Below are 21,654 nucleotides of genomic sequence, written 5' to 3' on the forward strand. Positions count from 1 at the left end.
ACACAAGTCCCGTTCATCCAACTGAATACACCGCTGTGTCATCGATCGCCTTCAGCAGCCGCTCGAACTGCTCCAACCGCAGCCGTGTGAACGTCTCCGCCCGCACACTCATTCAGCCCGCAATGTCCCCAGTCGCCCCCGGGTAATGCCCAGCTCGAGGCTATGTGTGCCACTTGTCCCCTACTCGGTCAGCCCGCTGTCGGGCGACACACCACGCGTCAATTTGATGACGTCAGCCTGAACCGGTTCGCGGCGCACCCCGGTGTCTGGCGACCACACCAAGTTGACTGCCAGGGCCGGGTTGGGATCCGGGTAGTCTGAGCGGATATGACAGCCTCGGGTCTCCCGCCGTTCTAGCGCGGACTCAAGCGTCGCTCGAGCGGCGAGAACGGTAGATCTGAGGTTGAAGGCGTACGCAAGGTCCTGGAATCCGCTGATGTCGATGTGCACACCGACGTCCACCATGCGGGTCTCGATCTCATCAAGTGCGGTGATCCCGGCAATGAGCCCTGCTTCGCTGCGCAGGATGCCCGCGTGCTCTGTCATCAGGCGGCGAACTGACCTTTGCAGAGCGCGTACGTTCTGGTCCCCGTCAGCAGCAAGAAGTCGGTTCACGTCCGTTTCTGCTGCGCGAATCGCTGCTAGCGACCGTTGCTGGCCCGTGAGCTTGGCCGAGTACTCCGCCGCGGCCCTGCCAGCAATTTTGCTGTGCCGCAGTAGTTCGACCAGCGAATCTTGCTCCCAGCGATTCGCACCGTGGAGACCGCTGGCGGCCTCTCCTATCGCAAATAGCCCATTGACGTCTGTGCTGTGATCCTCAGGCCGGACCCAGACTCCGCCCGTGGAGTAGTGAGCAGTCGGTGCCACTTCGATCGGATCGCGGGTGACATCGAGCATCTGCAGGTCCAACAGCATCTGGTGCACACGCGGCAACCTGGTTATGACGGTCTCTCGGGGCAGGTGAGACAGGTCGAGCCAGACACCTCCATCCTGGGTGCCGCGACCTTCCTTGATCTCGCTGTAGGACGCCAGCGAGACGTTATCTCGGTTAGAGAATTCCATTCGCTCGGAATCATAGCGCGCCATGAAACGTTCACCTAGGTTATTGAGCAGAATTCCCCCTTCACTGCGTACAGTGTCACTGACAAGCGCGCCAGCCGCATTTTCCGGCTTGATCAGTCCAAAAGGATGGAACTGGACCAGTTCGGCGCTACGCAACCGGGCACCTGCTTCAACGGCAAGGCGGAAAGAATCGCCAGTGTTCTCACCACGACGCGAGGACGTACGTTGCCAGATACGCGTATGTCCTCCTGTCGCGATAATCACAGCGTCGGCGCGAATGATGTAACGGGAGCCATCGATAAGGTCGATTCCGTAGGCGCCGAAAACTGTCCCATCATCGACCAATAGTCGGGTAATGTATACATCCGACAAAATTGGAATAGCGAGCCTGTCAGCACGCTCTCGCAGTATTCTTTGCACCTCACGTCCAGTACAGTCGCCATCGAATGCATCATTACGGACATAAGTGGACTCAGCGACGTAGCGCGAATTGTTCCGACTGTGGCATTGACAGTCGAATCGCATTACGTAGCGCTCCAGATCATATACTGCCTGCAGAGCTTTTCGAGCTGTACTATGAACGCTGCTCGTGTCGGCTGGCAAGTGATTGTCCTGCAACAGGTCCGCCACACGTTCCTGCCAACCCCCTGCGAATTCAGTGGTGGCTAGCATCTCCTCGATACCGGCCGGTTCCATAGCTGTTCGAGCGCGGTCGTTCGCTCGACTGCCTACCGCGATGACCGACATACCTGTCTCGGCGATCTCAATGGCTGCGCGTAGGCCTGCCCGGCCGGCTCCCACCACGAGGACGGATGTGGCGAGTTGGTGTCCAAGAAATGACATGATCTCTCCGATGGTTTAGGGCATCCGGTCTTCTGGTCAGTGGATTACTCGACTCCCCGTCGCGCTCTCGGGGTACCGCCTTTTCAGGCGCCCGGCGCAAGACAAGCGAGCGAGCCGAGGACCCAAACTAGGGCCTGTATCGTCGCCCATACGGTTCCCTTTGTGTAGCGGTGGTAGACAATCGCCGCCACGCTCTGGTCGAAGAGACCGACAATACGAAGCCGGAGGCTTCAACTGTCCTCGGCGTAGATATAGCTCTAGCGCGATCCGGCCTCCCCTTGGCAGTGAATACCCCTGGGTCTCCTGCCATCCTCCAGGAGGCGCTACTAGCGGCGGATGCCGACAGGCCATTGGCGGTCCCGGTTGAACGAGCATTTTCTCCAGCATCCCCGTCCGACCTCATGGTCCACGATATTTCCGCGCGCCCACGAGTCCGCTGGAAGATTGACTCTCGGCAAATTCTGTGCGAGTAATTCGCAGCCGGATGAAGGACTCGGGCTGATTCGCCGCGGTGGCCCGCAGCAAGGGCGCCTCCCCCATTCCTTGCTACGCACCCGTCACCGTCCGCCACATCAGGAAGCGGAACCAGACGAGCGTCAGCCACATCAGGTCGGCATCTGCCGGGCACATACTCCCCGTTGACTTCGGCTACTGCGAATTCGAAGGCGACTACCTCGTCCAACGGATCGGCGGAGCCCGGCAGGCTAGCCGCCTCGTCAGCCAGCTCAACACGCTCGGCCACCAAGCGTCCCTCCGATTCACTGAAGTGCACTGACATATAGGGAGATCCCGACCCGACGGCTGAGACGGCAGACGGCAGACGGCAGACGGCAGACGGCAGACGGCAGACGGCAGACGGCAGACGGCAGACGGCAGACGGCCGATAGGCAGTGCTTGACCGGACAGCGACGCCGTCTGTGACAGTTTCGAAGCACTCTCCTGAATGTGATGTCCATCACAGCATGGAGGGGTCGTGCTGCCTGCACGGTTCGGGTTCGAGAGTAACGGCCACCATCACGAGCGTGTGCCCACTCACACTCGAGCAAGTGACCACATCTTTAACAGCACATGTTGTGACCTCTTAGTATCGTCTAGGGAAAGTCCCCACATCCTGGGAGGCCCCTGGGATCTCTAGGAGTTGCCGCATGCACCGCCAGTACCGGGAGTGGTTCGAGGATGACGGCTGCTTGGTCGACCTCGGTGGCCTTGTCGTAGCGGATGACGGTGCCGCGTCGTTGGAGGCTGTCGAAGCAGCGTTCGACGATGCTGTGCCGCTTGTGCACCTGCCTGTCGAAGGCCGATGGAGTCTGGCCCAGGCTGCCGCGCCGGCGCCGGCTACATGTTCGGTTGAGCCGTGCCGGCATGCTGTGTCGGACGTTCACTCGGCACAGTCAACTGCGTGTTGCCTGGGAGCTATGGTCCTTGCAGCCAATGGTGAACCGCATGACGGCATCAATGTGCCCACAGGCGACAGTAGAGCCGAACGGATGCACCAGGAGGTCGCGGGCCAAGTGAACCTTGCGGGTCCGGCCTCCGCTGGACCAGTCGGTGCAAAGCCCGTTTCTCGATCTCCGGCCGCATGCGGATGGGCCTGCGTGACGTGGAGGCGCCTGGCGCCGGCCGCTCAGTCTCACCGGTCGCATCGGTCTTCGCCCGCGCGGCAAGGTCTGACCCAGGATCCGGCCCGATCGGACGTGTCCAGCCACACGATCTCGTTGAGGTCTGTCTGGTTATCCAGCCGTCTACTGCCTCGAGGTGGGACGGGGTAGCAGACGGCTGGCCGAAACCCACTGCGTATCGGACGTTTCATGGCAGTAGCCCTGCCGTGGTCCCTGATCGGAAACCATTGGCGACAGACCTTAGGAGCAATGTCATATGGCCGCCAACACGCTTCCCATCCTGGTTGGCCGACAGTTCGAGTGCTCGGCGCTCGACGACTTGCTGGCCGGCCTGCGCAAGGGGGAGTCTCGTGTATGCGTGATCCGCGGCGAAGCAGGCATCGGAAAGTCGGTGCTGCTGGACTATGTGGCCCAGCAGGCGTCACGGGTGACCGTGACGAGAGCACAGGGCATCGAAGCAGACATGGAACTGCCCTATGCCAGTCTGCATCAGTTGTGCGCTCCGTTTCTGGCCGACATCGAGACGTTGCCCGCCCCCCAGCGTGATGCCCTCCGCGTCGCATTCGGAATGGCGGCCGGAGAGCCGCCCGACCGCTTCCTCGTCGGCCTCGCGGTGCTGACTCTGCTCACCCGGGCCTCGGAAACCCGACCGGTGCTCGTCGTGGTCGACGACGCCCAATGGCTCGACCGGGTGTCTCTGCAGACGCTGGAGTTCGTGGCTCGGCGACTACTGGCTGAGGCGGTCGCGATGGCGTTCGCAGTCCGGGACCCTGAGGGGCAAGCCGCACTCGCCGGCCTGCCGGAACTGCTGATCGGCGGCCTCGACGCCGGCGCGGCCGAGGAACTTCTTATGACTGCCGTCGGTGGACGGCTGGAGAAGCGGGTCCGTGATCGGTTCGTCGCCGAGATGCACGGCAACCCCCTCGCGTTGCTCGAGTTCTCCCGCGGCCGTAGCGCCGCCGAGTTGGCGTACGGCCTGCATCCGGGTTCCCCGACTGTCGAGGGGACGGTGTCGAGCCGTGTCGAACGGGACTTCGCCAGCCGTTTGGCCTCGCTGCCGGCGTCGACCCGGACTCTGCTGCTGATCGCCGCGGCGGAACCAGTCGGTGACCCCCGTCTGCTGTTCCACGCAGCAGCCTCTCTGCAGGTCACTCCCAACGCCGCACCCGCTAAAGCAGCCGGTCTGATCGAGTTCGGCGAGTCCGTTCGGTTTCGACACCCTCTGGTGCGTTCGGCGGTCTACCACCAGGCCGAGCCCGAAGAACGTCGAATGGTGCACCGGGCGCTTGCCGAAGCCACGGACCCGTCCTTGGACCCCGACCGGCGCGCTTGGCATGCCGCGCAGGCTGTCGATGAGGCCGATGAAGAGGTTGCAATCGGGCTGGAGCAGGCGGCCGGCCGAGCTCGCCAGCGCGGCGGCGTGGCCGCCGAGGCAGTACTACTGCAGCGGGCAGCGGAGTTGACACCGGACCTTTGGCTGAGGGGGCGCCGAGCTCTCGCAGCCGCGGAAGCACACTTCTCGGCTGCCTCTCCGGAACGGGCCACGGAGCAGGCGACGCTGGCGGAATTGTGTCCGCTCAGTCCGCTGGATCGCGCCCGCCTGGCGCGCCTGCGTGCCAGGATCCTCTTCGCCCGCAGCCGCAGCGACGAGGCGGCGCCTCTATTGCTCGGTGCCGCTGCAAAGTTTGCTGCTGCCAGGTCGTCATTGGCGCGCGAAACCTACCTAGAAGCAATCAGCGCAACCATATTCGCCGGCAGGGTTCACGGGCCGACAGGCGCCCGTGCTGCAGCGATCGCGGCCCGCAGTTCAGGAGCGCCCCCTTCGGGATCCGAGGCCGCCGACCTCTTGCTGGATGGTGTGGCTACACTCCTCGCGGGCGATTACGAGATGGGCGGCCCAGCCCTGCGCCGCGCGTTGGAGCTTTTCGCACGCGAGAACTTCGCCACCCGGGAGGCTACGATGCGTTGGCTTCTCCTGGCTCCGGTCGCCTTGGAAGCGATCATTCACTATGCCTGGGACCTGACAGCGTGGGACACGCTGTCGACTCGTGCGGTACGTCTTGCCCGCGACATCGGAGCACTCGGCACGCTGCCACCGGCACTGATCTACGCCAGCGGGGTACACATCCACACCGGCGACTTCGCTGGTGCAGCTCGGATGATTGATGAGGCCGACGCGATCGCGGCCGCGACCGGCCATGCCCCGCACAAGTACGCCACGCTGGTCCTTGCCGCCTGGCGAGGCGATGAGGAGATCGCCGCCGGCTTCATCGAGGACGCCAGGGCCAGCGCCGCGCAACGTGGCGAGGTATCCCTCCTGGGTGCGACGAGTTACATCCAAGGCGTGCTGTTCAACGGACTGGCACGCTACGACGACGCTCTTGCGGCTGCTCGCTCGGGCATTGAGCACGACGGCTTCAACTTCGCCGGCCTGTCGCTGGTCGAACACATCGAGGCCGCAACCCGTTGCGGCGAGCACGGCCAGGCCCAGGCCTCGCTCGCCCGGCTGGTCGAATTCACCCGCGCTACCGATTCTGGATGGGCGGGGGGCGTCACGGCACGCAGTCAGGCTCTCCTCACCGAAGATGACGCAGCTGACGACCTGTACCGGCTCGCGATCGATGAGCTCACCCGCGGCCGGGTAGCCGTAGAGGTAGCACGTGCTCACCTCCTGTACGGCGAGTGGCTGCGCCGAGGCCGCCGCCGTTCCCTGGCGCGAGAGCACCTTCGTACGGCCCACGAAATGTTTGAAGGGATGGGAGCAAACGCGTTTGCCGAACGTGCTCGCCGGGAGCTGCTCGCCACTGGCGAGCATGTACGGATACGGAGAACCGAGCTTGCGACCGCCCTGACCCCGCAGGAGTCTCAGATTGCGGTTCTCGCCGCCAGCGGCATGACGAATCCAAAAATCGGTGCGGAGCTATTCATCAGCCCTCACACCGTGGAGTGGCACCTGCGGAAGGTGTACACGAAGCTCGGGATCAACTCTCGTCGTGCGCTACCGGGTGCGCTCGCGAGTGCTGCAACCACGGACACGAGGAACGTGGGCATGGTGCAATCCGGCTGAACCGGCGCGGGACCCCACGGACGACACCACGGACTTCCAGGGCGCGGTGAACACGGCCACGGACCGAGGGTGGTGCCATCGCCCTCGACGGGCGCCGTCCACCACGAGGAGTTCCCGATGTCCGCGCCCAGCCTGGAGACGACGACGGCCGGAGTCCCTGAGCCCCGGTGGTCGCCCCAGGACCACTTGGACCTAGCCCTCGACGTCTTCCTGGCCCAGCGGACACGATTGTTCCGCATCGCCCATCAGATTCTCGGCGACGTCGCGAGAGCCGAAGACGCAGTTCAGGAAACATGGCTGCGCTGGCAACGCGCAGACCGCGCACGGATTGAGAATCCGGCCGCGTTCCTCACGACGACGACGACTCGTCTGGCTCTCAATGTCATCCAGTCCGCGCGGCACCGCCACGAGATCCCGAGCGAGTCGCAGTTGGTCAACCTCGTCGATCTGACCGTCCAGGATCCCGTCCTGCGCGCCGAGCAGACGGTGTCGATCGAGGAAGCCCTGGCTCTGCTCATGGCGAGGCTCACGCCGGATGGATTGGCTGCCTACGTGCTCCGGAAGGGGTTCGGCTACGGCTATGCCGATCTTGCGGAGTTGCTTCGCATCAGCGTCACGAATGCGCGGCAACTGGTCCGCCGTGCGCAGACCCGCCTCGTCAAAGTTGGTCGCCAACGGCCAGTCCCTGCTGAGGCGCACCGCCGCCTGGTCGATGCGTTCCAGATCGCGGCCAACACAGGTGATCTTGAGAGTCTCACACGGGTGCTTGTCCCCCAAGGGCAGAGCCAGTCCTCGTCGTCCCCGGCTCCTGGATTGTCCCGTCAGATTCTCAGATCAGCCCGGCACGCTGCGTGAGAGCAGGCCACGCGGCGAATGGAACGGCTCAGTGAGCACACGGGGCCCAGCACCCGTAGGAAGCGTCTGGTCACCTACAGCAACGAAAGTTCCGCCTAGCCAAACCCGCTTCGCTGCCGCGCCTTCGCAACCTTCTGCCCAGTTCGTCACGGCCATCGATCTCGGCTTCGGGCTTTGGGACCCTGGCCTGTCTGCACCTGCTCACGTTGTCCGATGACACCCGCGCCAGCCCGTGGGCGAGGCGGCCACAGACGGCACTGCGGATGGTCATGCAACCAAGCTCACGAGGCCGCACGCCGGCAATCAGTTCGCTATGTCTTCGACAAACTCGGAGAGGCCGACCCGCCCCCGGTTCTCTACTGAGGCTGGAAGCAACCTCCCCGACCGGCACGCACACCCGCGGGGAAGGGGCGGAGCCGCCGACGCTCGCGCGGCCAGCCTGCGGCTCAACCGCGCGCCGCCGAGGGCCCTACGCTGCGTGCCACGAAGGGGCCGCCAGCGGGAGCGGAAGTGGCCACGATGAGTGCTGAGGTGGCCGCAACGGCGGTCTGGCCTGTCTGGCACTACGCAGTCTCCCCCGCCAGTCTTCATAGGCTGTGCGTTCATCAGAGTGCCTGTAGGTGTCACATGTCGCCAGCCCACCCTGTCTGGCTTGTGTAGTCAAGGTCGAGCTTGCCCGACCAGTGCACCTTGTGCTTCGCCGCCACACATGCACGTGTGCATTTGACGCGAGCCTACGGACTACACATAGTGTTCTATGTACAACGAACTTCGAACGAGGAGTGTTCGTGACCGAGAACTCGATCAATCCCGCCTTCGCCGGGCAGGTAGCGATTGTGACCGGCGCAGGGTCCGGTATCGGGCGGGCTACGGCCGTCGCCTTCGCCAATGCGGGCGCACATGTACTCGGGGTGGGACGCCGAGAGGAGCCGTTGAAGGAGACAGCTGCAGCCAGCGACAACATTGAAGTCCTGGCCATCGATGTCTGTGGGGACGGGGCACCTGCGAGCGTCATCGATGCTGCTGTGCAGCGATGGGGGCGTCTCGACTACTTGGTCAACAATGCTGGCGCGACGGCAGTCATGCCTCTGGCCGAGACGGACAAGGAAGTGATCCTCGACCTTCTGGCACTGAACGTTGTCGCTCCGAGCCTCCTGGCCCACGAAGCCTTGCCGCACCTGCGCAGGACGTTCGGCACGATCATCAACCTTTCCAGCACCTATGGCCATCGGCCCATGGCCGGAGGCGCCCACTACTCGGCCACCAAGGCAGCTATCGAACAGATGACGAGAAGCTGGGCCCTGGAACTCGCCGGCGAAGGCGTCCGTGTGAACTCTGTTGCCCCGGGTCCCACCCGGACCGACGTCATGCTGCACGCCGGTCTCACCCCAGAGGCCGCCAACGACATGTACGCCTACGAGCGCGACCGCATCCCTACCCATCGCATTGCGACGGCTGATGAGATGGCCCACTGGATCCTCCGGATGGCTGAGCCGGCAGGGCGGCATGCTACCGGCCAGGTCATCACCGTTGATGGAGGTCTGGAACTCATCTGATGCCACGAGCGTCGACCGATTTGGACGCGCCGAGGCCATCCGGAATCGGTGGACGCTCTGCTCGTGGGGCGGGACAGCTCCGGTACCGGTGAGGTGCTGATTAGAGAACCAGTCAACCGGTCTGCAGTGGCAGATTCGGACGTCGGTGAAGCCGTGCCAGGGCCTGCAAGGATTGATCGGCTGCATTTTGGCGAAGCTGGTCCGGAACTGCGTGAGGGCGTTGGGGCGTGCATCGCCGAGGTGCCGATCAAGGCATCGATGCCCGCCTCAGGGAGGTGGGTGGTGACTGACGCGAGAACGTGCATGGCCCGCGTCCGAGGGCTGCGCGAGGCCGGGCTCCGTTGGGGTGCCTGGCCACCGCTCGACATGGCGACGTCGAGGTCGTGAAGGACGAGCTGGGGCTGTTTGCTGACGGCAGCGGACCAGCCGACGGTCGGCCCGGGAGCCTAGATCGATGAAGGCGGCGCAGGCGGACCTGGGCCCAGTCGCCATGTAGGTGATGTCGGCGACCCACCGCACCTTCCGACGGAGCGCGGTGAAGTCCACGCCCCAGCAGGTCAGTGGGCTCTTCGTAGCCATCGTGTGGATGATCGTGCGGTCTTAAGGCCCGTCGGATGCTCTGGACACCGAGGACACGCATCAGCCAGCGACGGGCAGCGGGCAGCGGATAAACGCAGTGCAGCTGCCGCCAGAGCCTCCGTGTTCCGTAGATGCTGAAGGTGTTGGTGTGAATGCGGCTGTTGCGCGCCGGCGGATCGGCGCTCCGAACGGGCTCGCCGACCTGGAGGCGGTTCTGGGTGGCCTGGTAGGTGCGCCTGAGTCGTTCTCCATGTCGTGACGGCTGGTCGTATTACTGCAGATCGGATCGCATTCGGACACCTTCCGGCGCTCCTCGATGTGCACCACTAGCGCTTCGGCGACCGGACGGGCTCCGGCGCGAAGGACGCCGAGGCCGCCTTGCAGGTCTCGGCGTCCTTCGCAGCTCGGCGTTCCCCACCCTGATCCGCTTGATCTCCGTGGCTTCACAAGTCGGGCTTCCTTGCACGCGGAGCGCTTCACCTGCGGGGCCGTCATACGGGCGCAACTGGTCACAGCTAGTCATTTGAGAGTCGTTTGACTGATGCAGCTGTGGTAGCGTGCGGGGCCAGGAGAATCCCCACCATCTCGTCTCCCTCCGCCGGCGTTGTGATCTGATACCGGGAGAAGTTGAGCATGGGTGGCCATGACTACCTCAGGACGCAGGAGCCTCTCCGCGTCTCCAAGAACCCTGTTCGCATGATCAGCGGCACCCCATGCCTCTGCGCTGAACAGCCACGATGGGTGGACTGTGTCAGGCGATACATGCCGGTATCAGGAGATGTCTCGTGATCGGCCGAGACGTGGAACAACGCACCATGAGTACGCTTTTGGACAAGGCGGCGGTCGGATGTGGAACAGCGGTGCTTGTTCATGGGGCAGCTGGTGTCGGCAAGTCGGCTCTGCTGAGCACAGTCGGGGAAGATGCCACCCAACGTGGGTTCCGGGTGCTGTCTGCTTCTGGGGTAGAGACCGAACAGTGGTTGCCGTTCGCTGCACTGCAGATGTTGCTGCAACCAATCATGCGAGGGCCCAAGAGCCTCTCAGCACTGCACCAGCAGACGCTCAACGGTGCTTTCGGTGCCGCGGAGAACGAACCACCCCTCTACAAAGTCGGCCTCGCCGCACTGGAACTCCTGGCAGAAGTAGCCGACCGGCAGCCGCTCCTCCTCCTCATCGACGACCTGCAATGGGTCGATTCCTCCAGTCGGGATGTACTCAGGTTCATCGCGCGGCGAACCGGTGACCTGCAGATAGTTCTCATCACTGCTGCCCGGGTCCACTCCCCCGAGGAGTACAGTCTGGGCGTTCACCCGGATCTCTGTCTGTCCCCCCTTGACGCGGAAGCCTCCGTCGCATTGCTCGACTCGGAGGCCCCAGATTTGCCGAACCCGCTACGCTCGCTGGTTCTGGACCGCGCTGCGGGCAACCCGCTGGCGCTGGTCGAACTGCCCAAAGCGGTGCAGCACATCTCAGGACCAGTGGACGAACTGCCTCTGACGCAACGTCTGGAGGCCGCCTTCGCGGCGCGTACCGACTCCGCGAGCCGCGAGTGCCGTGCGCTGTTGCTGACGTTGGCCGCCGAGCCGACGACTCCCTTGAATCGTCTACTGGACGTTTCTGGCCGCATGTGTAACGCCCCGGTCACCCTGGATGCTCTGCAGGAGGCGATCGATGCAGGCTTGATTGTTTTTGCAGGTCGCACGCCGGAGTGGCGACATCCGCTGATGCGCTCGGCGGTCTACACCCGCGCACCGATCGCTGACCGGCTCACCACACACGCTGCTCTTGCGGCGGTGCTGGACGACATGCCGGACCGCCAGCTCGTTCATCAGGCCGCAGCCGCAATTGGCCCGGACGACGAACTGGCTGAGCGACTGGAGCACAGTGCCGACGCGGCACTGGCACGGGGCAAGATGGCGTCGGCCATTCCTGCCCTGCGACAGGCGGCGGACCTCGTACGTGATCCGCGTCGGCGAACAGGCATCTTGGTGCGGGCGGCTGAACTGGCCGGTGGGGTCAACGACCGGATTGCCACACAGGAATTCCTGAACCGCGCTGACATGGACGTACTCGGACCGGTTGAGCGAGCGCGCCTCCTGGTTGTGTCCGACAGAGCAGGCTTCGAAGCGGACGAGCCCCACCGACGTATCAGGGACATGGTCGCTGCCGCGGCCGGAGCGATGGACGCGGATGCGAAAAACGTCGCAGAGGACCTGCTATGGCGTGCCGCTGCACGGTGCTTCTTCCAGGACGGTGACGCACAGGTGCGCGCCGAGGCCGCCGCGGAACTGGACCGGTGGACCCCCGACCCGGACGCTCCGCATGTGCTGGCCGTCCGGGCATACACCCAGCCCTACCAACACGGTGCCGATGTGATCGCTCGGCTCGGAGAGATCAGCCCGGACCTTCGGGACGGTCGGATCCTGCACTTCCTCGGCAGCGGAGCCATGGTCGTAGGCGACATGAGTCGCGCCGCCCGGTATCTGTCGGTGACTGCTGCCGTGTGGCGGTCACAAGGCAGGCTCGGGCTGCTCGCCCGCGCTCTGGCCGGCAGTTGGCCTCGCGTCTATCTCGGTCAGTTGGACCGTGCCCGCGAGGAATCCGACGAGGGCCTCGGCCTGGCGGAGGAGACCGGAGAGTGGCTCGTCTGGCTGGGCCTGAAGGCGACTGCAGGTCTGGTGGCGGCATTGCGTGGTGACAGGGAAACGGCGGACTCCGCAGTCCGCGAGTTGCGCTCCCACAACCTCTTCCCCGGTGCTCCCTTCGTCACCGTGATGGCACAGCAGGTCGACAGTCTGCTCGCTCTCTTCGATGGTCGCGCGTCCGAGGCGTACGAACTTCTTGTGCGGGCTTTCGATCCAGCCGACCCGCACTACCACTCAGTGAGCCGCTGGTTGCTGGCACCGGATCTCGCCGACGCCGCAGTTGCCGCCGGAACCGTCGAGCACGCCCGGAATCTGCTCGCTGAACTACCGGAGCTGGCAAGCCGATTGCCTTCGGAAATGATGCTCGTGGCTCATGCCTATACCACTGCGGTGTTGGCGCCGGAGGACACGGCGGAGAAGCGGTACGCCTCGGCACTTGAGACGATGCCAGCCAGCTGGTCGCTGGCGCGGGCTCGGTTGCATCTGCACCAGGGGCTTCGACTGCGTCGTCAGCGACGCAACGTGGATGCCCGCGAACCTTTGCGGCTCGCCCGTGACGAGTTCGACCGGGTCGGTGCGCAACCCTGGGCTGGGATGGCCCGTGAGCAGTTGCGTGCTGCTGGCGAGTCAAGCGTCCGACGGCCTGCAAGTTCCGGTGAACAGTTGTCTCCCCAGGAGATGCAGATCGCCATGCTGGCTGCGAAGGGGCTGAGCAACCGGGAGATCGGTCAGCGTCTGTTTATCTCCCACCGCACGGTCGGAGCCCACCTCTACCGGATCTATCCGCGTCTGGGTATCACCAGCCGAGGCAAGCTGGCCACAGCACTCGCGGCTCTCGATGGCGGACAGCCCATGGTGCGCAATACTAACTTCCCAGAGCAAAGATAGCGTGCCCGTCTCTTCGACACAGTGTCTGAACGGTGAGCGACACGGTGCTGGGCGCGACCATCGAGTCAAGCTCAGTCTCTTAACACAGGGTGTGCCCCGTCCACTAGATAGCAGTGCTGAAAGCAGTCGCCCGACCTAACGTCGTCCCATGCCCAGGGCTCCTTGTCCTACAAGCAGGGTCCCGTTGCGGTGTCTTGTGGTCTGACCTGCCACTTCTCACTGTCGAAGTACTGATGTGTCTGCATCATGTCATGTGCGAGGGTGGTGCTGTCGCCAGTCCTCAAGGAAGGAAGCACAGCCTCATGAGTGGTAATGATCAGCGTGTGCAGATGCAGACCACGGTTGCACAGGGTATCTGTCTGTCCTTGAAGCTCCACCGAATGGTGGGCAGCCGGGCGTGGGAGGCCATCCGGGCCGAATTCAAGTTCACTCCTGATGCTCCCCTCCTCGTCAGCATCACCTTCTTCATCGACGAGGACGGACCCAAGGTGACCTGGCAGGTGGGCCGCGATCTTTTGGACCAAGGGCTCCGATCGATGAGCGGCATCGGCGATGTTCAGGTGTGGCCGTCGTATCTGGGCGAACAAGAGTCGGCTTGGCTGCAGCTCAGCTCCTACGACGTCACCGCCTTGTTCGAGATGCCCGCACCGCCGCTGGCGGAGTGGTTGGACCGGACCTACCAAATCGTGCCGGCCGGTACGGAGATGAGGCGGTTGGACCCGGATGCCTTTCTTGAGGGTCTCTTCGGCAGCCCGGGCACTGCACCTGACTGACGTGACGTTTTGCCACTCTGTCCTGCACTCACGTTGCCTGGACCAGACCGGCTGCACGTTACGCCAGCGACCTCCCTCGTCTGTCACTACCAGAGGGCCAGGAGCGAGGTCCTCATCGCCTTCTCCCACACGTGTGCCGGAAGAAGAGCACGATCACGTGTCGTCCGCACGCTCCGCCACGTTCATGATGGTGACTAGCCGTGATCATCCCGTTCGCTCACGTGTTCTCCGATATGGTCTGCGACCGCAGCCGACAGCAGGGCCGGCAGTAGCCCAGGGAATCGGGCGTCGAGGGCATCCCCCCGCAGCTTCACATAGCAGCGAGTGCCCTCTTGACGGGTCTGAGTGACGCCCGCCTCGCGCAACATCTTGAGGTGGTGGCTGAGCGTTGACTTGGCGACGGGTGCACTGAACTGCCCCCACCCTCGTTCAGCGCCGTCTGACAGGATACGGACAATCCCCAGCCGAGTCGGGTCGCTGAGCACTCCCAACAAGCGCGGCAGGATGATCTCGCTGTCAGCAGGGGAGGAGTGGTCGGGCATAGGAGCCATGCTATCGCAAGTTCGGGAAGGGTCGAACTTAAAGCTTTCCACTGCCTGCGACGGACGAGCATCGCTCATTTCTCTCTGCAGCCCACTCCATCAGTGGGCTGCCGCACGCGCATCGCTCGCCTTCACCGGGAGACTCGCGGAGCCACGTCTCACCTGCTTCGCCAAAGGACCTCGCGGGCGCGGGTGCTGAGGACACACGATCACCGCACAGGTGGAGAAGAGCAGCGCCAGCCGCACAACGGCTGGGGCTTCTGCGCCGAGATTCCCACCAAGGGTGACACCGGGGATACGCAATGCACCACCACCTGTCGGTGCGTGGCTCCACCCCGCTGTTTCCGCCAATGCCGAGCGGGCGGTGTTGAGACTGGCCGGCCAAGGCCCCTGTCCCTCGACTGGACGCCCCTGCTTTTCCGGCGGGTCATTCGTTGACCAGGCTCAGGCGCCCTATGGCGTCCTGCAGGATCTTCTGCACCTCGACGTGCTCTGCCATCACGGACGCCCCGCCACGCACCTGCCTCTCCTGAATACTGTTGGCACGTTCCAGTGCCGCGCGCACCGCGTGGAGACTGTCGCGGGCCTCATCCACGATGTAGTACATCCAGATCACCCGGGAGTTGGAGGCGTTGAACGGAACGCCCACCATCCATTTGACCGACTGTCGGAAGGCGGAGGACACCCAAGCCCCGGGGTTGCCCAACGTTGGGTCGTCCCTTCTCGGAGGACCGCAGGCGGTCGTGCTCCTCTCCCCGGTGGTGAGTACGGGGCCGGAGGTGGGCTGGAGCCCGGGACGGTCCATCTCAAGCAGCATGTTTCTGGTCCTTTCGGCTCCGCGCGTCTGCCGGCTGCGGCTTGTGACCATCAGCACGAAGCGTCTTATATCCGTTTCATTCCGTTTGACTGGGTAGCCGTCCTGTCTGTGACAGATTTGGCGGGGAGACTGAAAGGCGCAGTGGTGCGCATGCTGGGATGAGCGGCCGCCCCGGCCCTTCGTGGTCCCGTTGTCGGAGGTGGACGCTTTCCTCTCCGGTGCTGTGGCCCCGGACGCGGAGCAGGACGAGGACCGCGCCGCCACCCATGGGCCTGACTGGTCAATTCGCCCTGGCCGCGCCGTGCACGCCTGCGGCAGATCCTGGCCCCCGGGGCTCTCGCCGAGTCCAGTCCGAGCCTGAAGGGCGCACCGCCGTGACCAACACACGGTGTGCAAGTACTGAGCTGGCATGCTTACTGTCTGCCTCGCGCCCGAGGCAGCCGCGGGCACACCGCGCTCAAGGAACCCCGAGTCTCAGATGTCCGTAGGCGATTGGTCGAGTTCGGCGAGTGCGGTCTTCAACTCGGTGCGCCGTTTGATGCCGAGCTTCGCGAATACTTTGCGCAGGTGGTACTCCGCGGTGTGCACGCTGATGAACAACCGGGCGCCAATGTCCCGGTTCGTCAGCCCTTCCCGCGCCAGGCGCGCAACATTCAGCTCCTGATTGGTGAGTTGCACAGCTGATCCCCTCACGCGGACCTGCGGGGTCTCACCGCTTACTCGCAGTTCGTCCGCAGCCCGCTGGGCGAAGCCGTCCAAACCCAAACCGGTCAACAGTTCGTGCGCTGCTCTGAGCTGCTCACGTGCCTCGACATGCCGGTTCTGGCGGTTAAGCTCCTCTCCGTACAGTAGGCGGCAGCGGCCCACCATGATCGGAATGCGTTCCGCCTCGAATCCTTCGATCGCGTCCCGGTAACGCCTTTCGGCCTCGTCGCCCTCATGCAGCTGCGCCTCTGCCATGGCCAGCACGGCGGTCGCCCAGGTGTTTCCGACCGGACGCGTCACACCGGCCAGCTTGTCCACTGCGTGCTCGGCGAGAGCCCGGTCGCCGGTGTGGGTGGCCGCCTCCACCAGTTCGAGCAGCGTGCGCATCGCATGGTTGAGTTCGTGCGTGTAGGGCAGCTCGCGGCTGGCGGAGACCACCGCCTCGGTGAAGGCGCCCAGGCCGTTGTGGAGGATGGCCTCTGAGAAGTTGACCGCGCTCAGTCCGTACCCCTCGCCGCGTGCATACGCGTCCGCTCGGATGCGCTCAGCCCAGCGCGCCGCCTCACTCGCCCTCCCCCGGTAGGCGGCTAGGAACAGCCGTCCGTACGGCGGCAGCGGATTGCCCGTAACGTCCTTGATCGCGTCGATCTCGTCGCAGGAAGCCTCGGCCGCGTCGAGGTCCCCATCGACCGTCTGCGACAGCATCAGCAGGCTCAGAGCGATCGGAAGGACCGTGACGACACCGTCGGCACGAGCGAGTCTGACCTGCCGGTTGGCCAGAGCACGCAGCGCATCAGCGTCCCAGAGGTCCTGTGCCGCTCGCGAGGCGAACCACAACCAGTGCAGTCCGAGCGAGTCGGGGGCCTGTTCCAGGAGCGCATGCTGCGCCCGACGCAGGGTTTCGATCGCGGCCTCCTGTCCCTTGGCGGCTAGCAGCGCCTGACCGCGCAGGATCAGGTCCCGCGCATTGCCGGGTCCCTCGCTGACGGTCGCTTCCAGGATCGCGTTCGAGACGACAGCCACCTGTTCGGCGTCGCCAAGCCTGCCTCCGTAGACCGCCGCCGCCAGTGCTTCCAGGTAGGTGTCGCGGGCCAGCACCGGATCATGCCTCTCCAGGCCCTGCGCTGCGGCCAGGAGAAGTTGCGGACCACTGCTGTCGCGCCGCAGCGCATACCCGGCGCGGGCACGCAGGCGGGCAGTCACCGCCTCCTGCGCAGCGGTCAGCAGGAGGTCATGGGCCGTGTCGAGCAGGCTCAGCACCGCCTCAGGAGCGCCCGCATCGTGTTTGGCCTCCGCGGCGGCGATCAGCCGCTGTACCCGACGCGCCGGCTCAGGTGTCAGCTCAGCGGCTCGTTCCAGGAACGCGGCCGCCGCCGCCGCGCCGCCACGGGTCCTGGCACGTTCCGCAGACCGTTCCAGATCGGAGGCGACCCCCTCGTCCGGGTGCAGCGTCGCGCTGGCGCGGTGCCAGGCCCGGCGGTCCGGGTCCTGACTGAGATCGGTGACGTCCGCCAGCGCGGCATGGACGCGCCGCCGGTCCTCCGGTGACGCAGCCCGATACACGGCCGACCGCACCAGCGGATGGCGGAAGCCGACGCGTGTGTCAACGACGAGCGCCTCAGTGTCCCTGGCGGCATCAAAGGCTTCCTGCCCCAGTCCCAACAGCTCACTTGCCTGCCACAGCAAGCCAGGGTCGCCAGTGGGGTCGGCTGCGGCCAGCAACAGCAGCAGACGCGCCGGTGCGGGTAGCGGTGCGAGCTGCACGATCAGGCTCTGCTCAATCCGGCTCTCCAGCGGCAGAGAGCCGGTGAGAGCGAAGCCGCCGGCGATCTCGGCCGGGCTCAGAGCCCGAGGCAGTTCCCGCAGGGCCAGCGGGTTGCCGCGCGCCTCTGCCAGAAGCCGTTCCCGCACCCGCCGGTCGAGGCCGCCGGGGACCGCAAGACGCAACAGAGCGCTCGCATCCTCGTAGTCAAGTCCTTCGACGATCATGTGCGGAAGACTGGCGAACGCCTCGTCGGTCCGACGCATGGCGAGCACCAGGGCGATGCCCTCCGCATCCATGCGCCGGGCGGCGAACGCGATCGCGCGGGCCGATGCCTGGTCGAGCCACTGTGCGTCGTCGATGACGCACAGCAAGCCTCGCTCCTCTGCGGCCTCGGTGAGCAGTCCGAGCACTGCGAGTCCGACGAGGAAGGGACTCGGTGCGGGAGCGCTGCGCAACCCGAATGCTACTTCGATCGCCTCTTGCTGCGGAGCCGGCAACCGCACGGCCGATCCCAGCATAGGCCCGCAGAGCTGCTGGAGGCCGGCGTAGGCGAGTTCCATCTCGGACTGGGAGGCGACCGTGCGTTCCACGCGGACGTGCGGCGCAGCGCTCGCAGTGAGGTGATCGAGGAGGGCGGTCTTGCCGACGCCGGCCTCGCCGGAAACGGTCAGCGCCTCGCTATGGCCAGCGCGGGCGCGGTTGACCAGCGCATCCAGCTCCGCCAGCTCGTGTCGCCGACCGCGCAGCGGCACGTTTCCAGTCACAGTGTCCGCCTTGGTTCCGAATAATTCTGATATACCCTGTCTACTCCAGGAAACCCTGTCGCGGGCACCCTGTCGGCAATACGCGACTGCCAAGCCCGGTCTCCGGGAGTCAAAAGGGGATCGGACCACCCGCCACAAGCCCGTCAGCTTGTGGCGCACGCCCTGGCCCTTTTCCCCGTGGGGGGTGCACCACGTAGTCGGACAGCCGTCTCCGGCCCGCACGAGAGCCGCTCCCGCATGGGCCAAACGAAGGAAACATGCAGGTGAGGGCCCCCAAAAAGGAATCTGTCCTCCTACTTCACTCCGCAGGTCCATCCGCCCACGGTGTTGTTATGCTCCCCCCGTGCCCGAGGGGGAGCAAGTGAGCGGAGACGGTAGAGAGCGGCTGCGCGGCAGACACCACGAGTGCGATGCCCTCGAAGAGCTCGTCTTGGGGGTGGAGGCCGGGCGGAGCGCCGTACTCGTCCTGCGCGGTGAGGCTGGCATCGGCAAGTCGGCGCTGCTCGATCACCTGGCAGCACGCGTCATCAGGCATCGCGTCGCCCGCGGGGCGGGCGCCGAGTCGGAGATGGAGCTTCCCTTCGCGGGGCTGCACCAGCTGTGTGCTCCCTTCCTCGGACGCGCCCCTTCCCTTCCGCCACCACAGCGAGAAGCGCTGGCTACGGCCTTCGGACTGAGCGCAGGCCCTCCGCCGGACCGGTTCTTGGTCGGTCTGGCTGTGCTCGGCCTGCTGACCGAGGTGGCCAACGAGAGGCCGCTGTTCTGCCTGGTAGACGACGCACAGTGGCTCGACCGAGTATCCGCCCAGACGCTGGCGTTCGTGGCGCGACGGATGCTCGCCGAACCGCTGGCGCTGGTCTTCGCCTCCCGTGAACACCGGGGACGGGACGAGTTCGCCGGGCTGCCGCAACTAACACTCGGCGGCCTGAACGACGTCGATGCCCAGGCACTGCTGGATTCGGCGGCTGGAGGTCCGACAGACGAGCGCATCCGCGACCGCATCCTCGCCGAAGCGCGCGGCAACCCCTTGGCGCTGCTGGAACTCCCCCACGGCCGTGGCGAGACGGAACCAGCCGACGGGCTCGGGCGGTCTGCCCCCGGACCGGTGACCGGCAGCATCGAGCGGAGTTATATGCAGCGGGTCCGCGCACTGCCGTCGGCGACACAGCGACTGCTGCTGACCGCCGCCGCCGAGCCGATCGGCGACGTGCACCTGCTGTGGCGCGCAGCGGAGCAACTGCACATCGATCCCGGCGCGGCCGATCCCGCAGTGAAGGCGGGACTGCTCGACATCGCCGCTCTGGTGCGCTTTCGGCATCCGCTCCTGCGCTCCGCTGTCTACCGGTCTGCCGGGCTCGCGGACCTGCGGGAGACCCACCGTGTCCTTGCGGAAGTAACCGATCCCGTCGTTGACCCCGACCGCCGCGCATGGCATCTGGCGCGGGCAACGGTGCGCCCCGACGAGACGATCGCCGCTGAGCTGGAGACATCGGCCGAGCGGGCACTCGCACGGGGCGGCACCGCCGCAGCTGCGGCGTTCCTCGCCCATGCAGCCGTATTGAGCCCACAGCCGCGGCGCAAAGCGACACGTGCCCTCGCTGCCGCCCGGGCAAAGCTTCGCGCCGGTGCGCCCGCCGCGGCACGCGATCTGCTCGCCCTCGCCAGGAGCGGAGCCCTGGACGAACTGGGTCACGCCAGCGTGGACCTTCTCCAAGCGCAGATCGCCTTCACCGGAAGCCGCGGCAACGAGGCCCTCCCCCTTCTGCTGGATGCTGCGCGACGCCTGGTGCCGCTGGACGTCGGCCTGGCCCGCGAAACCTTCCTGGACACCGTGTCAGCCGCCATGTTCGCCGGGCGCCTCGCCACTGGTACGACGGTGCACGAGGTGGCAGCGGCGGCGCAGAAGACGTCACCGTCCGGTACGAGGCCGCCGCGCAACGCCGATCTGCTCCTGGAGGCCCTGGCCACTCGGTTCACCAGTGGATACCGCGAGGCGGTCGCCGTATCCCGTGACGCGGTGCGCGCGCTCCGCCGGGAGACCGACTCTGAGGAGATTCTGCGCTGGTCGTGGCTGGCGTCGGCGCTGGCGGCCGAGGTGTGGGACGACGAGGGCTGGACGGACCTGGCGACTCGTCATGTGGGGACGGCTCGCGACGTCGGCGCGCTAGCCGAGCTGCCGCTCGCGCTCAACTCGCGGGTGGTCGTCCACACGTGCGCCGGAGAACTGAACGCGGCGGAGCTGCTCATCGCGGAGGTCAGCAGGGTCCAGGAAGCCGCCGGCAGCGGCTTCGTGCCCTATGGCACGATGACCCTCGCCGCCTGGCAGGGGCACGCGGCCGAGGCGTCCTCACTGATCGCGACCAGTACGGACGAAGCCGTTGACCGCGGCGAGGGCATCGGTGTGGCCATCGCACAGCGGGCCAAAGCCGTGCTCCACAACTCTATGGGCCGCTACGAGGAGGCGTTTGCTGCGGCTGAGCAGGCAAGTGCGTATCCGCAGGACCTGGTCGCGGCCAACTGGGGGCTGGTCGAACTGGTGGAGGCAGCGGTGCGCAGCGGCCGGCAGGAGGCGGCCGAGGCTGCAATGGTCCGGCTGGCCCGGACGACGGACGCGGCGGCCACGGACTGGTCGCTGGGTGTCCAGGCACGTTCCCGCGCGCTGCTCAGCCACGGGGACCAAGCCGATGACCTGTACCGCGAGGCGGTCGAGCGGCTCAAACGTACCCGAGTCGGAGCGGAACTGGCCCGGGCCCATCTGTTGTACGGAGAGTGGCTGCGCCGGGAGAACCGACGCGTTGACGCCCGGAAACAACTGCGTGAGGCGCATGCTCTGTTCACACGGTTCGGAGCCAACGCCTTCACGGAGCGCACGGTCCGGGAACTGCAGGCCACTGGCGAGTCGGTGGCACCGCGCACCAGCGTCGCCGCCCCAACCCTCACCGCACAGGAAACCCAGATTGCGCATCTGGCCCGGGACGGGCTCACCAACTCCGAGATCGGCGCCCAGTTGTTCCTCAGTACTCACACGGTGGAATGGCACCTGCGGAAGGTGTATGCCAAGCTCGGCATCGCCTCTCGCCGTCTCCTGCGCACGGCGCTCTAACTGGTACAGGTTGCAGCGTCGGACAGCCGCAGCAACGGCATCACCGGCGTGGTCAAGGCAGTCGTGCGTTC

At 65.6% G+C, this 21,654-nt stretch carries 10 protein-coding genes; 6 read left to right on the forward strand and 4 right to left on the reverse strand.

Annotated elements, in window-relative coordinates; genetic code table 11:
• Window positions 1–180: 180 nt before the first annotated feature.
• A complete protein-coding gene (locus ACFW01_RS11940; RefSeq protein WP_384503240.1) occupies window positions 181–1,905 on the reverse strand; it encodes an FAD-binding protein in 1,725 nt (574 codons plus the stop codon).
• A 1,875-nt stretch (window positions 1,906–3,780) separates the two neighbouring features.
• Here ACFW01_RS11940 and ACFW01_RS11945 point away from each other — a divergent pair.
• From ACFW01_RS11945 to ACFW01_RS11965, 5 genes are all read left to right on the forward strand, one after another.
• Window positions 3,781–6,591, forward strand: a complete 2,811-nt coding sequence (locus ACFW01_RS11945; RefSeq protein ID WP_384503242.1) for an AAA family ATPase — start codon at window positions 3,781–3,783, stop codon at window positions 6,589–6,591.
• Window positions 6,592–6,708: 117 nt separating this feature from the next.
• Window positions 6,709–7,446, forward strand: coding sequence for a sigma factor (locus ACFW01_RS11950; protein WP_384503244.1), 738 nt, complete (start codon window positions 6,709–6,711; stop codon window positions 7,444–7,446).
• A gap of 788 nt (window positions 7,447–8,234) precedes the next feature.
• A complete protein-coding gene (locus ACFW01_RS11955; RefSeq protein ID WP_315902945.1) occupies window positions 8,235–9,002 on the forward strand; it encodes an SDR family oxidoreductase in 768 nt (255 codons plus the stop codon).
• Window positions 9,003–10,366: 1,364 nt separating this feature from the next.
• Window positions 10,367–13,114 (forward strand): ATP-binding protein, encoded by a 2,748-nt coding sequence (locus ACFW01_RS11960; RefSeq protein ID WP_384503246.1) that lies wholly within the window; start codon window positions 10,367–10,369, stop codon window positions 13,112–13,114.
• Between the two features lie 329 nt (window positions 13,115–13,443).
• Window positions 13,444–13,887, forward strand: a complete 444-nt coding sequence (locus ACFW01_RS11965) for an SsgA family sporulation/cell division regulator (RefSeq protein ID WP_384503389.1) — start codon at window positions 13,444–13,446, stop codon at window positions 13,885–13,887.
• A 194-nt stretch (window positions 13,888–14,081) separates the two neighbouring features.
• Here ACFW01_RS11965 and ACFW01_RS11970 read toward each other — a convergent pair whose 3' ends face one another.
• From ACFW01_RS11970 to ACFW01_RS11980, 3 genes are all read right to left on the reverse strand, one after another.
• Window positions 14,082–14,429 carry a helix-turn-helix transcriptional regulator gene (locus ACFW01_RS11970; RefSeq protein WP_186780180.1) on the reverse strand — a complete coding sequence of 116 codons (348 nt, stop codon included), beginning with the start codon at window positions 14,427–14,429 and terminating at the stop codon, window positions 14,082–14,084.
• Between the two features lie 427 nt (window positions 14,430–14,856).
• Window positions 14,857–15,246, reverse strand: a complete 390-nt coding sequence (locus ACFW01_RS11975) for a hypothetical protein (RefSeq protein ID WP_384503248.1) — start codon at window positions 15,244–15,246, stop codon at window positions 14,857–14,859.
• Window positions 15,247–15,720: 474 nt separating this feature from the next.
• A complete protein-coding gene (locus ACFW01_RS11980) occupies window positions 15,721–18,480 on the reverse strand; it encodes an AAA family ATPase (protein ID WP_384503250.1) in 2,760 nt (919 codons plus the stop codon).
• Window positions 18,481–18,841: 361 nt separating this feature from the next.
• On the opposite strand from ACFW01_RS11980, the gene ACFW01_RS11985 reads away from it, so the two are divergent.
• Window positions 18,842–21,583: an AAA family ATPase gene (locus tag ACFW01_RS11985; RefSeq protein ID WP_383626958.1), complete on the forward strand. Its 2,742-nt coding sequence runs from the start codon at window positions 18,842–18,844 to the stop codon at window positions 21,581–21,583.
• Window positions 21,584–21,654 lie beyond the last annotated feature (71 nt).

This window comes from Streptomyces sp. NPDC058985 (assembly GCF_042740985.1).
Taxonomy (GTDB): Bacteria; Actinomycetota; Actinomycetes; order Streptomycetales; family Streptomycetaceae; genus Streptomyces.